The sequence below is a fragment of the Priestia sp. SRI_019 genome, from assembly GCF_057586255.1.
Genome location: NZ_JBYCZN010000003.1, coordinates 98,568 through 113,868, shown reverse-complemented (window position 1 = coordinate 113,868; position 15,301 = coordinate 98,568). Strand labels below are relative to the sequence as shown.

Sequence of the window (15,301 nt, the reverse complement as noted above, 5' to 3'; positions counted from 1 at the left end):
AAGTTCTACACATAGTTTGCTCCATATAAGGGTAATTTTATATCGTCAAAGGAAAAACCTTTTAAGGATGTGGATAAAAGATGAAAGTAGATATAATAGGGGATATCCATGGGTGCTATGATGAATTAAAAGCGTTAACAGAAAAACTTGGGTATGAGTGGCAAGACGGGATTCCTGTCCATTCTGACGGACGGCGCCTTGGATTCGTAGGTGATTTAACAGACCGAGGACCTCATTCACTAAAAGTGATTGAGCTCGTATGGTCACTTGTAATAAAGCATCAGCAAGCTTACTACTGTCCAGGCAATCACTGCAATAAGCTATATCGCTTCTTTTGCGGTAACAAAGTGCAAATTACTCATGGGTTAGAAACGACCGTTGCTGAGTACGAAGCTTTACCTTCAAGAGAACAGAAATTCATTAAAAAAAAGTTCATTGAGCTTTATGAACAATCACCTCTATATGTGCAGCTTGATCAAAACCAATTAATTATTGCTCACGCCGGTCTTAAAGCTGAATACATCGGCAGAACGGATAAAAAAGTAAAAACCTTTGTGCTATATGGAGACATTACGGGTGAAAAACATCTAAACGGCATGCCTGTCCGACGAGATTGGGCCCAACATTATAAAGGAAAACCGTTTATCGTGTATGGGCATACACCCGTAGTAAAAGCCAGAAAAATTCACAATACCATTAATATTGATACAGGCGCAGTTTTTGGAGGGGCTTTAACGGCGTTTCAGTATCCTGAAAGGAATATTATATCTGTACCGTCATCTATGCCTTATGTAGAGGAAAAATTTAATCACTTCGGGTAAAAAGAAAGTCGCTTTTCATTTAAAAAAGCGACTTTCTTTTACGATTTGAAGTTTCTGCATATCTGGCGGCAAAGGTGCTGTAAAAGACAAAGTTTTTTGTAAAAAAGGATGAAAAAAAGTGAGTTCATAGCTGTGAAGAGCTTGACGAGAAATAAGATGATTCGTTCCGCCATATAAAGTATCTCCAAGCAGGGGATATCCTTTATAAGCCATATGAACACGAATTTGGTGAGTTCTCCCCGTCTCAAGCGAAAGAGCAACTTCTGTAAAAGAAGAATACTGACGAAGCGCCGTATAGTGCGTAATAGCAAATTGCCCATCTTCTCTTACTTCTCGTTCGATGATACTTGACTCTTTTCGGCCAATCGGTGCCTCTATCGTTTCTTTGCCAACAAGCTTACCATGAACAAAAGCTCGGTACACGCGTTTAATTTCATGTTCTTTTTGTGCTTTAGAGAATAAGTAATGAACGTGCCTATGCTTAGCGACAATAAGCAGTCCAGATGTGTCTCGGTCCAACCTATTTACAAGATGAACAGTCGAGTTAATGTTATTTTTCTCATAATAATAGAGCACAGCATTACTTAGTGACCACGTGAGATGTTCTCGAGAAGGTATACTTGGCATATTTGGCTGCTTATTCAAAACTAAAATATACTCATCTTCGTATACAATATCCAAAGGTATAGCTTTAGGAAGAAGACTTTCACTTGCTTTTTCTGGTGGAAACGCCACCTTGATTTCGTCACCTTTTTGCAGAATATATCGAACCGTTGCATGCTTTCCATTTACTTCAATTGCTCCTCCTCTGAACTTAATATCCGTCAGAGAAGCTTTGGAAATATCATGTTCTTTTAAAAATTCACGAACCGCTACACCCTCGAAAGAATGATCTACGGTCCAACTCAACGTAAAAACTTGTTTCATTCTCTTCCCTGCCTTTAATCATCACATACAAAAGAGTCTCTGACACGCTGCCAGAAAGGAAACGCACGAAAGCGAGCAAATCGAATTTTTTCGCTTGCTACTCGAAATTGAATCGACTTTACATCTTTATGTAAAAGAGTTAAATGATCAATGGTAATTTGGAAGTCTGCGTCGTTGACAGGCTTTAACAGCGCTGTATGATGTCCAGGAAGAACCAATGGAGAACCTATCGTACGGAACACTCGATTGTTAATAGAAGCCATTTCAGCAATTTGAATAGCTTGAAGCGAAGGATGTAAAATCGCGCCTCCCAGGGATTTGTTGTAAGCTGTACTTCCCGAGGGAGTGGATACGCAAAGGCCATCTCCTCGGAATGTCTCAAATCGCTGCCCTTTAATTTCCACATCCATTACTAAAGAACCTTCTACACTTTTTACCGTACATTCATTCAGAGCTAAGTATCGAGCTTCGCGTCCACCGTTTGTGTAGCGAATAATCACTTCGAGCAGTGGATACTCTACAGTCTGATAGGGTGTCTTTGCAATAGCAATCACCAGCTTCTCAATCTCATCAGGTGTCCAATCTGCATAAAAACCTAAATGGCCGGTATGAACCCCAATAAAAGCGGTCTTGTCAAGTCGGTTTCGATAGCGGTGAAACGCATAGAGAAGCGTTCCATCCCCTCCTACTGACACTACAATATCAGGCTGGTTTTCATCATATTCTAAATGAAAATCTAATAAATACGTTTTCATTTTTTGCATAAGCGTATTTGATATTTGGTTGCCTTTTGATGTAATAGCAAATTTTATTTTCTCCACCTAATTCTCTCCCCCTATCCATCCAATGTACAAAGCTGTTGCTGAGTCATAACTAAGATTCTTCCGCCGATTCTTTTTTTCGTGAGAAAATAGCCTGAGCTTCTTGAATCTCACCTCGTATTTGAGACATTTCTTCATCGAGCTGAGTAGCCGCTTCAGAAGCACGCTGAAGTCGCTTTTTGATATTCTCAGGAAATTTCCCGCTGTACTTATAATTTAAAGAATGCTCAATTGTAGCCCAAAAATTCATAGCCAGTGTACGAATTTGAATTTCCACTAAAATTTTCTTTTCACCTTTAATTGTTTGAACAGGATAACATACGACCACATGATATGAACGATAGCCGCTTTCTTTTTTATGAAGAATATAATCTCTTTCTTCAATCAATTCAAAGTCTGTGCGCTGACGCAGGAGCTCTACGACCGCTTTAATATCGTCCGTAAATTGACACATCATACGGAGTCCCGCAATGTCCTGCATCTCTTCCTCTAAGCGATCGAGAGAAATTCCTTTTCGAGTCGCTTTATCCAAAATACTGGCGACAGGCTTTACTCGTCCCGTCACGAACTCAATAGGTGAATGCGTAGACTTCATATCATACTGTGAACGAATTCCTTTTAACTTCACCTTAAGTTCTTCAACGGCTTGTTTATACGGTGCTAAAAATAAATCCCAATGCCTGATCATTAATAACACCCCCCTCTTTTCTCTCTATTAATTATTTTCTTTATCTAAAAAAACTTCCTCTACTCTTGCTACCATCTCGTCTCCATAATTCACATTTCCTTCGATGTTACTGATGAGATAAGACAGCTCTTCTTTAACGGCTGATAGCTCAATTACTTCCTTATTAATTTCTAAAAATACTTTCATATCTTTATGTAAGACGTGCTTTAAATTCGCCCAAATATTATCACTAAGGCCAACATACATAAATTGATCATTAATATCTACAACATATACAAATGACATGTTATCTGAGTCAACAAGCATTTGTTTTGTATCTTCCAATTGTTCAATTTTCGTCTCAATAGGGTCTGCTTTTAAATGTAATTCATTTGATTTCATCACACAGGTAGTGATGTCAATTCGATTGTGCATAAATAAACTCCTTCCAACTATACAATTCGTTACTATTTTAACACATTCCAGGAACGTTTAATAAAGGTAAAACCTAAACAATCCGTATTTCTTCATTTTCCAAGTTCCCCATCTGGATATTCCTGTTAGGAAATGTAGTTTTACTGTCTCAAAAAGTGTGATAAATTAAGATGTAAAGTGCCTTACTAAAAGACCTAAATTAAAAGGATGATTTCATTGAAACAAGAAATTGAAATTGAATTTAAAAATATAGTAACGAAAGAAGAGTTTGATCGTCTCCGCTCATACTTTCAATTAACTGAAGATCAGTTTGTTTCTCAAGAAAACCACTATTTTGATACACCTGCTTTCTCATTAAAAGACTGCGGGGCTGCCCTGCGAATTCGAAGCAAAAAAGATAAGTTCGTTCTCACGCTCAAACAGCCTCATCAAGAGGGTCTTTTAGAAACACATGAAGCATTAACAAATGAACAAGCTAAAGAATTGCTAGATGGCAGTGCCAAGATTCCGTCAACAATTCAACAGCTTATTACTGATTTACAAGTTGATAGCCATGCGCTAACTTATTTTGGCACTTTGCGTACAAGTCGAGCAGAAATTCCATATAAAAATGGGTTACTTGTACTCGATCATAGCTTTTATCTAGGTGCTGAGGATTATGAACTTGAATACGAAGTAACCGATGCCAATGAAGGAGCAAAACACTTTGAGCAATTGCTTACGGAGCTTGATATTAAAAAGAAACCAACGGAAAACAAAATTCGACGGTTTTACAAGCGAAAGTATACGTTAATGGATGGAGAATAAATTTATGAGCATGAATATTAACAATTACATGTCTTCCGTTCAATTTCCTGGAACGCAGCCATTTTCAGTTAACAACCAGCTGCCAACAGCTAACGTGATGCTTGGTACAACTTTACTCTCTGTATTTGCTCAGCTTTTTCAAGACTACGTCAATCAAGAGCCTCAAATGAGTACCAATCTTTACTTGAAAGCAGCGCAGTTGTTTCCATCTACGGCAGTTCAAATGCAGTCCGAGCCATCTGTTTTTTCTTCAGGTGAGGCAGCGGCTTCAAATGCTGCCTTACCTGCACAAAAAAACGAAACGGCAAAGGCCAGTTCTCAGGATTTACAAACGATCATTACAGAAGCAGCGGCACGCTACCAGCTGGATCCTAAACTTATTCGTTCTGTTATTAAACAAGAATCAAACTTTAATCCATCTGCCAAAAGTTCTGTAGGAGCGGCTGGGCTTATGCAGCTAATGCCAGCAACCGCTAAAGCTCTTGGTGTAGAAGATCCGTACGACTCCAAGCAAAATGTATTTGGAGGAGCCAAATATCTTCGACAAATGTTAGATAAATACAATGGAAACGTGAAATTAGCGTTGGCGGCCTATAATGCTGGACCAGGTAATGTCGATAAATACGGCGGAGTACCTCCTTTTCAAGAAACGCAAAAATATGTAAATAAAATTATGTCTTCTTATCTTGTGTAAAAGAGCCAAATCATTCGCCACTCGAACATGGAATGGCTATAGTTTGCCGAGGTTACACTATATAAATAGAAGGAAACGTTTGTGAAAGTATTCCTTTGTTTCTCATAATTAGTGATTCGCCACAGCATGATAGACTTTTCTTATGTAAAATTCCACTTTATCTCTTTTCCAGTAGAAGAAGTAAGCGGATAGTTTGAGTTAACCAAATGACACTGCTAAAATTAAGGAAAGTAAAAAACACCAAAGAGTTAAGACGTATATTTCTTATAACAAAGGAGTTATCAACATGAGAGAAAAAATCCACTCCCCTTACGAATTATTAGGCGGTGAACATACGATTTCAAAACTTGTTGATGCTTTTTATACACGCGTTGGACAACATCCTGAGCTCGCGCCAATTTTTCCTGATGATTTAACAGAAACAGCACGAAAGCAAAAGCAATTTCTGACACAATATTTAGGAGGGCCTTCGTTATACACTGAAGAGCATGGTCACCCTATGCTGAGAGCTAGGCATCTTCCTTTTGAAATTACACCGTCAAGAGCTAGAGCTTGGCTGACGTGTATGCATGAAGCAATGGACGAAATTAATTTAGAAGGCCCTGAGAGAGATGAACTTTATCATCGTCTTATTTTAACTGCCCAACACATGATTAATTCACCGGAACAGACAGATGAGAAAGGATTTTCACATTGAGTAATCTAAATAGCCAATACCCATCCTTGCATCAGCTTTGTCAAGGTTCAAATAAAAAACCGCTTGAAATCTATGTATTTGTTGACCCTCTTTGCCCGGAATGCTGGGCACTCGAGCCTATTCTAAAGAAGTTACAAATAGAATATGGTCAGCTGCTATCCCTCAAGCATGTGCTTGGAGGAAACTTACAGCAATTAAATATTGGAGCACAGCAGAAATTTGAACATATTGCAAAATCGTGGGAGAAAACTGGAAGCCGTTCCGGTATGTCATGTGACGGCAATCTGTGGCTTGAAAACCCAATCGATACTCCTTACGCTGCATCAATTGCGATTAAAGCGGCCGGTCTGCAAGGAAAGAAACAGGGCATTCGCTTTTTGAGAAGACTTCAAGAAGTAGTATTTTTAGAAAAACAAAATGTTACAGAAGAATCTGTCTTAATACAATGTGCAAAACATGTGGGGCTAGATGTTAATGAATTTGTAAAAGATTTGCATTCAGATTACGCTGCGAAAGCCTTTCAATGTGATTTAAAAATCACGTCGGAAATGGATGTCGATGAGATTCCAACTCTTGTGTTCTTCAACGAAAAAGTTGAAGAAGAAGGCATTAAGATATCAGGATACTATTCGTACGAAACATATGTACACATCATTAAAGAGATGTTAGAAATTGACCCAGATCCAGCTTGTCTTCCGCCTCTTCGTTCATTTTTAAGCTACTTTCAATTTGTTGCTTCAAAAGAAGTTGCAGTTGTGTATGGTTTATCATTAGAAGAGGCTGAAAAAGAATTGAAAAAACTTCAGCTTCAGCAAGTTGTTGAGAGAGTTCCTGTCAAATACGGAACCTTTTGGAGAAGTACTGAAAAGAGCTGTTAATCATTACATGTTGATGCTTATCCTAAGCATCAACTAAACAAAAAAGACTTGGCTTTCGCCAAGTCTTTTCGTTTGTCTTAAGACAACAAGGGGATGGGAGAAATTTTTCACGGTCAAACAAAGGGGTATATGTTTGTTTTGTGATAAACTTCACGATTAATACTATAGCAAATTATGTCGACTTTTGGCAACCCCTTTTTTCAATTTTATTCATTTTTTTATAAAAAAACTTCATAAACAGCCAGATTCACTCATATAGTACAACCAATTATGCTTTTAATAGAGGTGTTAACTATGAAAATTGCTGGAATTACTCTAGGGGTTGTTATTCTTTTGTTTTCTTTTTTATTCTATATTTTATCTCTTATGCAGCTTGTTCCTCTCCTTATCGCAGGCCCTCTCTTATTTTTAGCTATTCTTATTATTTTTACATTGCTTAACAATCACAACAAGTTTCGAGGATTTAAAAAATGAAGCAGGATACAGCTCCTGCTTCATTTTAATTTTATTGATTTAATAGACGTTCCATTTCCGTTAATTTCTCTTCAAATACGGCTAGCGCTTCTTCAATAGGCTGAGATGTTGTCATGTCCACTCCTGCCTTTTTCAACACTTCAATTGGATAATCAGAGCTTCCTGACTTTAAGAAACCTACATAGCGCTCAACAGCTGCATCTCCTTCTTCGAGGATTTGCTTGCTTAATGCTGCTGCTGCACTGAATCCTGTAGCATATTGATAAACGTAGTAATTGTAATAAAAATGAGGGATACGAGCCCATTCTAATCCAATCTCTTCGTCAATTACTAAGTTGTCTCCAAAATACTTTTTATTTAAGTCATAATACAATTTTGTTAACAATTCAGGTGTAAGCGGCTCTCCGTTTTGAGCACGCACGTGCACATCGTGCTCAAATTCAGCAAACATCGTTTGACGGAATACCGTACCGCGGAACCCTTCTAAATAATGGTTAAGCAAGTACAAGCGCTGCTTTTCATCATCAATTGTTTTTAGTAAATAATCGTTTAGAAGCGCTTCATTACACGTTGAAGCTACTTCTGCCACGAAGATTGAATAATCTCCGTAAGGATATGGCTGCGTTTTTCTTGTGTAATAACTGTGTACAGAATGGCCAAATTCATGAGCTAGTGTAAACAAGTTATTTACATTATCCTGCCAGTTCATTAAGATATAAGGATTGGTGCCGTACGTTCCTGAAGAATACGCACCGCTTCGTTTGCCTTTGTTCTCATGGACGTCTACCCAACGATTTTCAAATCCTTCTTTTAACACGTTAAGGTAGTCTTCACCTAGTGGTTTCAGACCTTTTAAAATATAGTCTTTTGCTTCTTCATAGGTTACTTCCATTTTTACGTCTTTTACTAAAGGCGTATAGAGATCATACATATGAAGCTCTTCAATTCCCAATACTTTCTTACGTAAATCAATATATCGATGCAATAAATGCAAATTATCATTCACTGTTTTAACTAAGTTATCGTATACTTCTTCTGGAATGTTATTTGTGCTAAGAGCTGAGTGACGAGCTGAATTATAGTGACGAACGCGGGCGCTAAAATTATCTTTCTTCACCGTGCCGCTTAATGTACTTGCAAACGTATTTTTAAATTTACCGTACGTTTCGTACACCGCTTTAAACGCTTCTTCTCGTACGCGGCGATCGCTGCTTTCTAGGAAACGAATATAGCGTCCGTGCGTAATTTCTACTTCTTCTCCATTTTCGTCTTTAATGGAAGGGAATTCTAAATCTGCGTTGTTTAGCATTCCAAACGTGTTGCTTGAAGATCCTAGCACTTCAGAAGCCTGAGCAAGAAGCGCTTCTTCGCTTTCTGATAAAATATGCGGACGCTCGCGAGTAATTTCATCTAATGCATGAGCATATAACTTTAGCTCTTTATGTTCCGCCATGTACTGTTTAATTTTTGATTCTTCAATAGACAAAATTTCTGGTGTTACATACGATAGTGCACTTGCAATTTGGGTATAAAGTGTTTTGATGCGATCATTTAACCCTTGATAAAAAGAGTTAGTGGTATCTTGATCGTAGCGCATATGAGCATATGTATAAAGTTTACTAACGCGCATTGTGAGCTCGTCTTGCTCTTGAAGAGCGTCATATAAAGTTTGAGCGGACTCTCCAAGTTTTCCTTTGAATTTTTCCATTTGCGGAATAAGAGCTTTTACTTCTTCAAATTCTTTTTCCCATGCGTCATCTGAAGCAAAAATATCCTCTAGTTTCCACGTATCTTCTACTTTTATCTCGCTTCTACTTGGTAACTTTTTTACTTTTGATTGTTCACTCATGGTCATCCCTCCATCTTTTTCTACCTGTCTATAACTGTTCGCTTTTTCTAAGGCGAATCCTTTTTATTTCTCTCGTTATTGTATGTTGTTTTAAAAGAATTAATCAAAAGTCAGTACGCTTTTGAAAAAAGGATTCTTTCTTAAGCGTACTGATTTTCAGTGATTATGTCACTTCTTTTGCTTGATTTAACCACCTTTTCATCATTTGTCCATCTTCTAAAAAAGCATCAGATGTTTGCTTTGGAATCGTGTAGGGCCTTCTGATTTTGTATACTCCAGAAGTTATATACGTTAGCATTCCTAGCCGGCATAATACCTCTATATACTCAAACAGGGGCTGTTCCATAGCAACAGGAGCCATGGTTAAAGACCGAAATATAATATGCCTCTTATGAATTCTGTAGAGCCATAGCCGGCATAACTCTTGTTCTGTAACTAAATCCCCTACTTGCTTCTGCTGCATTAAATCAAGGAGCAGCCACGTTTGCCATATAGTAGCAGACGTTTCAACCATGTATAAAGAAGACAGCGGCATGCCTGCTTCTGCTGGAATATGGGAGGGAGGAATATTTTTATCATAAAGAGCGTGTAAAAAAGGCTGAAGCTTCTGATTAGGATAGAGGATATAATGCGTTCTCCATGCCTTCTTTTTCTTTATCCATGAAGAGAAAAATTGAGGTTGTGTATGTGTAGAAAAAAGATCATGAAAGGTATGCTCGTGAGGAGAAAGCACGACAAGCTGTGCATAACAAATCTGAGATGAAAAAGGAATAAGATGTTCAAGTTTCAACAGTTGATTAGTAGAAGGTGAAAAATAAAGAAGTGTGGGCGTATAATCGGAAAGAGTAAGAAACTGCCACTCTTGAAAAGAAAGTTGATACATGTAAGTGGATAAGCGCTTCATTCTTTTTGCCCCCATAATCCAAAGAGGCATATAATTTCCTTTCTCATAATGAATAGAACGTTTGGTTAGCACTGAGGAAGATAAGGAAGCACATTGAAATTCGATTGCATATTTTTGCGAGGGCGTATCTACAAGAAGATCTGGACGCTGCATAATGTCAGGAAGATAACTTTCTAACTCGACTTCAACATGAGAACTAAACCAGTGAAACAGCTTTCGTTTTCCATCGAGATGATAATCTGTTTCACCTTCATGCTGAGCGACGCACGTTTTTTTCAAGTGAGCAAAATGAGGGATTTTTTTTGTACCTACCTTTAACTGTACAGGGGATTGACAAGAGGGACAGTAGAACTGCTTTTCTTTTTTCCACAGCTTAAGCTGTTCAAGCGAAAAGCGCTGAGCTAGTGAAATGAGGCCTTCTTCTGTTTGGGCAACTAACAATCGTACATTTCTCCTTCCTATAGCAGCGAGCTATATCCTTGTATTCGACACCTTTCTACTAAACCCTTTTCTTTCAGAAAAAAACCACATTACAGCATACGCAATGTGGTTTACAGCGATTATAATAGCGGTGAAAGCAAACGGGCTGTTGATTCAAATAGCCGCTGTATAAATGGCCGCTTTTCAAAGTCTTTAAAGTGAAGCTCACTCGTTTCTTCTAAATCTTGCATATATTCATATACGAGCTTTTGAGTACTAGCTGTGCGATATAAAAAAGCATTTACTTCAAAATTTAAATGAAAGCTTCTCATGTCCATGTTAGCTGTTCCAATAGAGGCAATTTCTCTATCAACAATCACAATCTTGCTGTGCATAAATCCTTTTTTATACTCATAAATTTTCACACCTGCTTCTAGGAGCTCCGGAAAATAAGAGCGTGATGCATGAAAAACAATTTTTTTATCGGGCTTCTGAGGTACAAGAAGCCTTACATCTATACCGCTTAGAGCAGCTACTTTGAGGGAAGTAAAAATATCTTCATCAGGTATGAAGTAAGGAGAAGCAATCCAAATGGACTCTTTCGCAGACGTAATCATCGAAAAAAATAAGTGTTTGATAATTTCCCACTCACGGTCTGGTCCGCCAGCAATCATTTGAACACCGCCGCACTTTTCCATATCAATGTCAATTAAATCCGGCGATAGATACGTTTGAGTAAGCATCGTCTGACCTGTCATATAATACCAGTCTTGCAAGAAAATAAGCTGTAATGAACGAACTGCCTCCCCCTTCACCATCAAATGGGTATCTCTCCAAAAGCCAAAATGGCGACTTTTCCCCAGGTATTCATCACCAATATTCAAACCTCCCACAAACCCAATTGTTCCATCAATGACTACAATTTTACGGTGATTACGGAAGTTAATTTTATTGTTGAGAAATGGAAGCCTAACGGGCAAGAATGGAATCATTTCTACGCCGGCGTTTCTCAACTCATGAATATAGTGCGATGAAAGTTGAAAACTCCCCACGGCATCATATAAAAAACGTACATAGACGCCTTCTTGTACTTTCTGAATTAAAATATCTTTAATTTGTTCTCCCAAGTGATCATGACGTACGATGTAATATTCTAAGTGGATATGATGCCTTGCATGCTTTAATGATTCGATAATTTCATGAAACGTCTCTTTTCCATTCGTTAATGCGCGCGTATCGGATGAAAAAGAAATGGGGCTTTTACCAAGCTTAACGGCTAGCTTCAGCATTTGTTTTCTACTTGTGCCTAACTGTTCAAAGTGATTGTCTAATACCCCAGAATCTCTTTCCATCTTTAAAAGTACCTGTTCATCCAGCTTTGCTTTTTTGGCAAATAAACGACGTTTTCGCGTATTGCGTCCAAATAACAAATAAAAAAAGAAGCCTATTACAGGGAAACCGCCTAATACTACGAGCCACGTTAGCGTTTGAGTTGGATGACGGTTTTCTAATGAAATAACAAGACCGATGAAAACAACACTAATCGTAATTAAGATACTTAGCACGCCGATAAATTTCCCGTCCCAATATCCTTTTGTAAAATAAAGTAGCGCAATGATACCAACAACAAAAATTAAAAGCTGTAATCTATTTTTCAACTTGTTTTCACCTATCCTAAAACCAATCTTTCGTCATTAACACCGGATCCATGTACCGTTATTATCCTCAAACTGGGGATTTTAACCCTACACTTTTCTCGTTCAGGAACTAGTTTCCTTCTTTCTCCACTTATGTTCGTTTCATACAAGCAGAGAGCTTTTCCCAAAATGAAGACAAAACAAAGACCGATTTCATATACATGAAATCGGCTGCTATTATCGTAAAGGAAAATACTGCTTTACTTGTTCAAGTGCATTTTCACTGATTAATTCTTTTCCATACTCCATTAAACGATGAACTGTTACGTTTGATTCATTTGCATATTCTAAAATGATACTTAAAATGTTATCAATTTCAGCTACAAAATCTTCATCGTCTGTAAACTCAACGTATAAATAATATTTTCCTTCAAACACGTACATGCTGTTGATGATATCATCTAACTCTAAATGGTGACTTAAGGAAATTAAATGTTCTAAGTCTTGAAAGCGTGCGACGAACTGTAGCCCTTCGTCTTCTATAATTTCTTCTTCAAAATCAGCTTTTTTATTTTGATTCGCTTGATGATCAAGTAACGCTTCAATTTTTCCATCTACAGGGATATCGATTTTATCATTTTCACCAACAGGTACTTCGAACTTTTGACCGTCTTTTGAAACTTGTGCTCTCGTTACAATAACTTCTAGCCCCTTCTCAAGCGCATGTACTTGAATCCAAAGAGGACCTTCTGCTACAAACTCTTCTTCTTGATGAATTTCGTCCATCATCTCCCAGAATAGTTCTTCACTGCGCTCTCGGCTAAACCAAATTTCATTGCGATCAAATCCACGTTCTTCAATATCTACGTAAGTGACAAAGAATTTTACTGTGTTTTCATTAATGCGTTCGATTTCCATTATCATCTCTCCCTTCGGAAAAATCAGTGAAGGTAATCCGGCCATTTCGAACATTACCCCTAAACGATGAAGGGACTATTTTACCCCCGTGTTAAAGCAATATTACATGTACTTTCTCACTTTGTAAAGCATTCTAACTTGGGATATACAAGCATACACTATTTGAGTGAACCTTGTATATCTATTTTATGACAAAATGCGAAAGAAAGGAAATAAAAAATACTCTGACAACTCATAGCCACCTTACACCTTACTTTGTTATATACATAATTTCTTTACCCTATGAACGCTTTTTGTTAAAAATGAACACAGATAAAGCAATATAAGCTACTTATCCTTACATATTGGGAGGGAAGACTATTGGATTTAGAATTAATAACCTCCATTCTTCTTATTATCGGTATCGATATTGTATTAGGTGGAGACAACGCTATTGTTATTGCCTTAGCAAGCCGCAACTTACCTGAATATCAGCGAAATAAAGCTATTTTTTTAGGGACTGGCTTAGCTGTGATCGTTCGCATTGTACTTACTATTTTAGCTGTTTATTTACTAACTATTCCTTACTTGCAGCTCATCGGCGGTTTTTTATTATTGATCATTGCCTTTAAGCTTCTTGTATCAGAAGGTGATGATGCATCTTCAATCCGTGCAGGTGTGACATTAGGCGCCGCTGTAAGAACGATTGTATTTGCTGATATTGTAATGGGACTAGATAATGTAATAGCTGTAGCAGGCGCAGCTCATGGAAATATTATCTTGGTTGTTACCGGATTACTCGTATCCGTCCCCATTATTGTTTGGGGAAGCAAGCTCATTTTGTATTTGATGGAGCGATTTCCCCTGCTCGTTTATGGTGGGGCAGCTATTTTAGCTTATACTGCTGGAAATATGATTGGGCATGAAAAGAACTTACATTCATTCTTTGCAGACCATACATCTCTAGGAACATTTATTCCGTTTATAACAATTGCTGTCGTGCTAATAAGCGGCATGGTTGTTAATAGCTTTCGTTCAACTAAATGATAAAGAAAAGGCCATACTAAACATTTTTATTTAGTATGGCCTTTTCTTTAGTTTAATGAGCACAGCAGTCTTTTATTCATAAAACACTTTGTACACTTAAAAAATAATCTCTGTGAGTAAAAAAAGAATAGATGGTACGAGTAAGCAACCAAGACCTGTATAAAATGTAGCTGTCATGGCTCCGTAAGGTACAAGTTTTACATCTGTCGCGGCTAAACCAGCTGCTACACCGCTCGTCGTCCCCATAACTCCTCCATAGATCATTGCTGTACGAGGGTTGTTTAATTTAATTTTCTTAGCAAATACCGGTGTTAAAATCATAACTGAAATGGATTTAATTAATCCTACTGCTATACTTAACGCGATAATATCAGAAGAGGCTCCAATCGCAGTTCCAGAAACCGGCCCCACAATATAGGTCACGGCTCCTCCTCCGATTGTGGTCAAAGTAACGGGATCTCTATATCCAAAACAAAGAGCAATAATTACACCTATTACAAAGGAATAGAAAACCCCAAAAAACAAGGCCGTAATACCGCTGATTCCCGTTTTTTTGACTTCGCTAAAATTGGCGCCGAATGCAGTAGCAATAATGGCAAAATCTCGCAGCATTCCTCCGCCCATTAAACCAATTCCTGAAAATAACTGTATATCAGAAATCCCTTTCTCTCCTCCTGTATTCACTCCACCGATATAAGCAAGGATTAATCCAAACATAATAGCAATAGCAGATCCGTGAACTCTTCCTTTTGTTAATTTATCTGATAAAAAATAAGCAATATACATGACAATCCCAATAATAGCAAATGCCGTAATCAGTCCGTTATTTTCTAATCCTTCTTTGATCATATTCATCATTTCATCTGCTCCTTAGGTAAAATAGAAAGCTCTATTTCTTGTTCTTTCACCTTCGCTTTCTCTCCTATTCTGCTGATAAATGGTATGGATAAAAAGCCTACTACGACTACTACCAACCCTGCAAGAAGCGCCATGCCTCCTCCATCAAGAGCAGCTACAACATTTTGCTGTGCAGACATTGCTACCACGATAGGAATATAAATACCTCCCCAAAAAGCAATGCCTTCTTCGGATTTTACTTGGAGCTTATTTTTCTTCTTTAAATAATCCACCGCTAGTACAAGAAGAAGCATAGATACCCCTACTCCTCCAACGTTGGCTTCTACTCCCATCAGCCCTCCTAATGCGTCCCCTACAACTACCCCTATCAACATGCAAATAGACAGCAGCGCTACACCGAAGATTATCATATTACTTCCTCCCTAACCCATTATTGAAAGCGTTTACTTTATGGTTTAAAAATAGTGT

The 15,301-nt window shown here is 37.9% G+C and carries 17 protein-coding genes; 7 read left to right on the top strand and 10 right to left on the bottom strand.

Annotation, left to right across the window (positions count from 1 at the left end; all coding sequences use genetic code 11):
* Positions 1–80 precede the first annotated feature (80 nt).
* The gene (gene prpE / locus AC2YJL_RS18920; protein ID WP_487374887.1) at positions 81–821 is read left to right on the top strand and encodes a bis(5'-nucleosyl)-tetraphosphatase PrpE; all 741 of its coding nucleotides are present in this window, start codon (positions 81–83) and stop codon (positions 819–821) included.
* Between the two features lie 15 nt (positions 822–836).
* On the opposite strand, the gene AC2YJL_RS18915 is transcribed toward prpE, so the two are convergent.
* From AC2YJL_RS18915 to AC2YJL_RS18900, 4 genes are all read right to left on the bottom strand, one after another.
* Positions 837–1,748, bottom strand: coding sequence for an RluA family pseudouridine synthase (locus AC2YJL_RS18915; RefSeq protein ID WP_195695345.1), 912 nt, complete (start codon positions 1,746–1,748; stop codon positions 837–839).
* A 14-nt stretch (positions 1,749–1,762) separates the two neighbouring features.
* Positions 1,763–2,560 (bottom strand): NAD kinase, encoded by a 798-nt coding sequence (locus AC2YJL_RS18910; protein ID WP_025749877.1) that lies wholly within the window; start codon positions 2,558–2,560, stop codon positions 1,763–1,765.
* A 61-nt stretch (positions 2,561–2,621) separates the two neighbouring features.
* Positions 2,622–3,257, bottom strand: coding sequence for a GTP diphosphokinase (gene yjbM / locus AC2YJL_RS18905; protein ID WP_028407486.1), 636 nt, complete (start codon positions 3,255–3,257; stop codon positions 2,622–2,624).
* Positions 3,258–3,284: 27 nt separating this feature from the next.
* The gene (locus AC2YJL_RS18900; RefSeq protein ID WP_487374886.1) at positions 3,285–3,671 is read right to left on the bottom strand and encodes a UPF0738 family protein; all 387 of its coding nucleotides are present in this window, start codon (positions 3,669–3,671) and stop codon (positions 3,285–3,287) included.
* A 216-nt stretch (positions 3,672–3,887) separates the two neighbouring features.
* On the opposite strand from AC2YJL_RS18900, the gene AC2YJL_RS18895 reads away from it, so the two are divergent.
* From AC2YJL_RS18895 to AC2YJL_RS18875, 5 genes are all read left to right on the top strand, one after another.
* Positions 3,888–4,478 (top strand): CYTH domain-containing protein, encoded by a 591-nt coding sequence (locus tag AC2YJL_RS18895; protein ID WP_195695346.1) that lies wholly within the window; start codon positions 3,888–3,890, stop codon positions 4,476–4,478.
* Positions 4,479–4,482: 4 nt separating this feature from the next.
* The gene (locus AC2YJL_RS18890) at positions 4,483–5,172 is read left to right on the top strand and encodes a lytic transglycosylase domain-containing protein (RefSeq protein ID WP_230931788.1); all 690 of its coding nucleotides are present in this window, start codon (positions 4,483–4,485) and stop codon (positions 5,170–5,172) included.
* Between the two features lie 286 nt (positions 5,173–5,458).
* Entirely contained in the window at positions 5,459–5,869 is a 411-nt protein-coding gene (locus AC2YJL_RS18885; RefSeq protein ID WP_230931787.1) for a globin domain-containing protein, read from the top strand.
* Positions 5,870–5,895: 26 nt separating this feature from the next.
* Positions 5,896–6,747: a ClpXP adapter SpxH family protein gene (locus tag AC2YJL_RS18880; RefSeq protein WP_013055432.1), complete on the top strand. Its 852-nt coding sequence runs from the start codon at positions 5,896–5,898 to the stop codon at positions 6,745–6,747.
* A 270-nt stretch (positions 6,748–7,017) separates the two neighbouring features.
* The gene (locus tag AC2YJL_RS18875) at positions 7,018–7,221 is read left to right on the top strand and encodes a hypothetical protein (protein WP_487374885.1); all 204 of its coding nucleotides are present in this window, start codon (positions 7,018–7,020) and stop codon (positions 7,219–7,221) included.
* Positions 7,222–7,252: 31 nt separating this feature from the next.
* On the opposite strand, the gene pepF is transcribed toward AC2YJL_RS18875, so the two are convergent.
* The 4 genes from pepF to mecA all read right to left on the bottom strand — a co-directional run bounded on the left by pepF (position 7,253) and on the right by mecA (position 12,949).
* Positions 7,253–9,070 (bottom strand): oligoendopeptidase F, encoded by a 1,818-nt coding sequence (gene pepF, locus AC2YJL_RS18870; RefSeq protein WP_028407481.1) that lies wholly within the window; start codon positions 9,068–9,070, stop codon positions 7,253–7,255.
* Between the two features lie 163 nt (positions 9,071–9,233).
* Positions 9,234–10,415 (bottom strand): competence protein CoiA, encoded by a 1,182-nt coding sequence (locus AC2YJL_RS18865; RefSeq protein ID WP_487374884.1) that lies wholly within the window; start codon positions 10,413–10,415, stop codon positions 9,234–9,236.
* Between the two features lie 119 nt (positions 10,416–10,534).
* Positions 10,535–12,052: a cardiolipin synthase gene (gene cls, locus AC2YJL_RS18860; protein WP_195695351.1), complete on the bottom strand. Its 1,518-nt coding sequence runs from the start codon at positions 12,050–12,052 to the stop codon at positions 10,535–10,537.
* Between the two features lie 216 nt (positions 12,053–12,268).
* Positions 12,269–12,949, bottom strand: coding sequence for an adaptor protein MecA (gene mecA, locus AC2YJL_RS18855; protein ID WP_013055427.1), 681 nt, complete (start codon positions 12,947–12,949; stop codon positions 12,269–12,271).
* A 360-nt stretch (positions 12,950–13,309) separates the two neighbouring features.
* Here mecA and AC2YJL_RS18850 point away from each other — a divergent pair, with 360 nt between their 5' ends.
* Positions 13,310–13,975 carry a TerC family protein gene (locus tag AC2YJL_RS18850; protein WP_195695352.1) on the top strand — a complete coding sequence of 222 codons (666 nt, stop codon included), beginning with the start codon at positions 13,310–13,312 and terminating at the stop codon, positions 13,973–13,975.
* A gap of 96 nt (positions 13,976–14,071) precedes the next feature.
* On the opposite strand, the gene madM is transcribed toward AC2YJL_RS18850, so the two are convergent.
* Positions 14,072–14,833, bottom strand: a complete 762-nt coding sequence (madM, locus tag AC2YJL_RS18845; protein ID WP_195695353.1) for a malonate transporter subunit MadM — start codon at positions 14,831–14,833, stop codon at positions 14,072–14,074.
* Positions 14,830–15,243, bottom strand: a complete 414-nt coding sequence (madL, locus tag AC2YJL_RS18840) for a malonate transporter subunit MadL (RefSeq protein ID WP_195695354.1) — start codon at positions 15,241–15,243, stop codon at positions 14,830–14,832. The genes madM and madL overlap by 4 nt, the downstream gene beginning before the upstream one ends.
* Positions 15,244–15,301 lie beyond the last annotated feature (58 nt).

Coding starts and splice junctions, on each gene's coding strand:
- prpE (WP_487374887.1), top strand. CDS start 81: ATGAAAGTAGATATAATAGGGGATATCCATGGGTGCTATGATGAATTA.
- AC2YJL_RS18915 (WP_195695345.1), bottom strand. CDS start 1,748: ATGAAACAAGTTTTTACGTTGAGTTGGACCGTAGATCATTCTTTCGAG.
- yjbM (WP_028407486.1), bottom strand. CDS start 3,257: ATGATCAGGCATTGGGATTTATTTTTAGCACCGTATAAACAAGCCGTT.
- AC2YJL_RS18900 (WP_487374886.1), bottom strand. CDS start 3,671: ATGCACAATCGAATTGACATCACTACCTGTGTGATGAAATCAAATGAA.
- AC2YJL_RS18890 (WP_230931788.1), top strand. CDS start 4,483: ATGAGCATGAATATTAACAATTACATGTCTTCCGTTCAATTTCCTGGA.
- AC2YJL_RS18885 (WP_230931787.1), top strand. CDS start 5,459: ATGAGAGAAAAAATCCACTCCCCTTACGAATTATTAGGCGGTGAACAT.
- AC2YJL_RS18875 (WP_487374885.1), top strand. CDS start 7,018: ATGCTTTTAATAGAGGTGTTAACTATGAAAATTGCTGGAATTACTCTA.
- pepF (WP_028407481.1), bottom strand. CDS start 9,070: ATGAGTGAACAATCAAAAGTAAAAAAGTTACCAAGTAGAAGCGAGATA.
- mecA (WP_013055427.1), bottom strand. CDS start 12,949: ATGGAAATCGAACGCATTAATGAAAACACAGTAAAATTCTTTGTCACT.
- madM (WP_195695353.1), bottom strand. CDS start 14,833: ATGATGAATATGATCAAAGAAGGATTAGAAAATAACGGACTGATTACG.
- madL (WP_195695354.1), bottom strand. CDS start 15,243: ATGATAATCTTCGGTGTAGCGCTGCTGTCTATTTGCATGTTGATAGGG.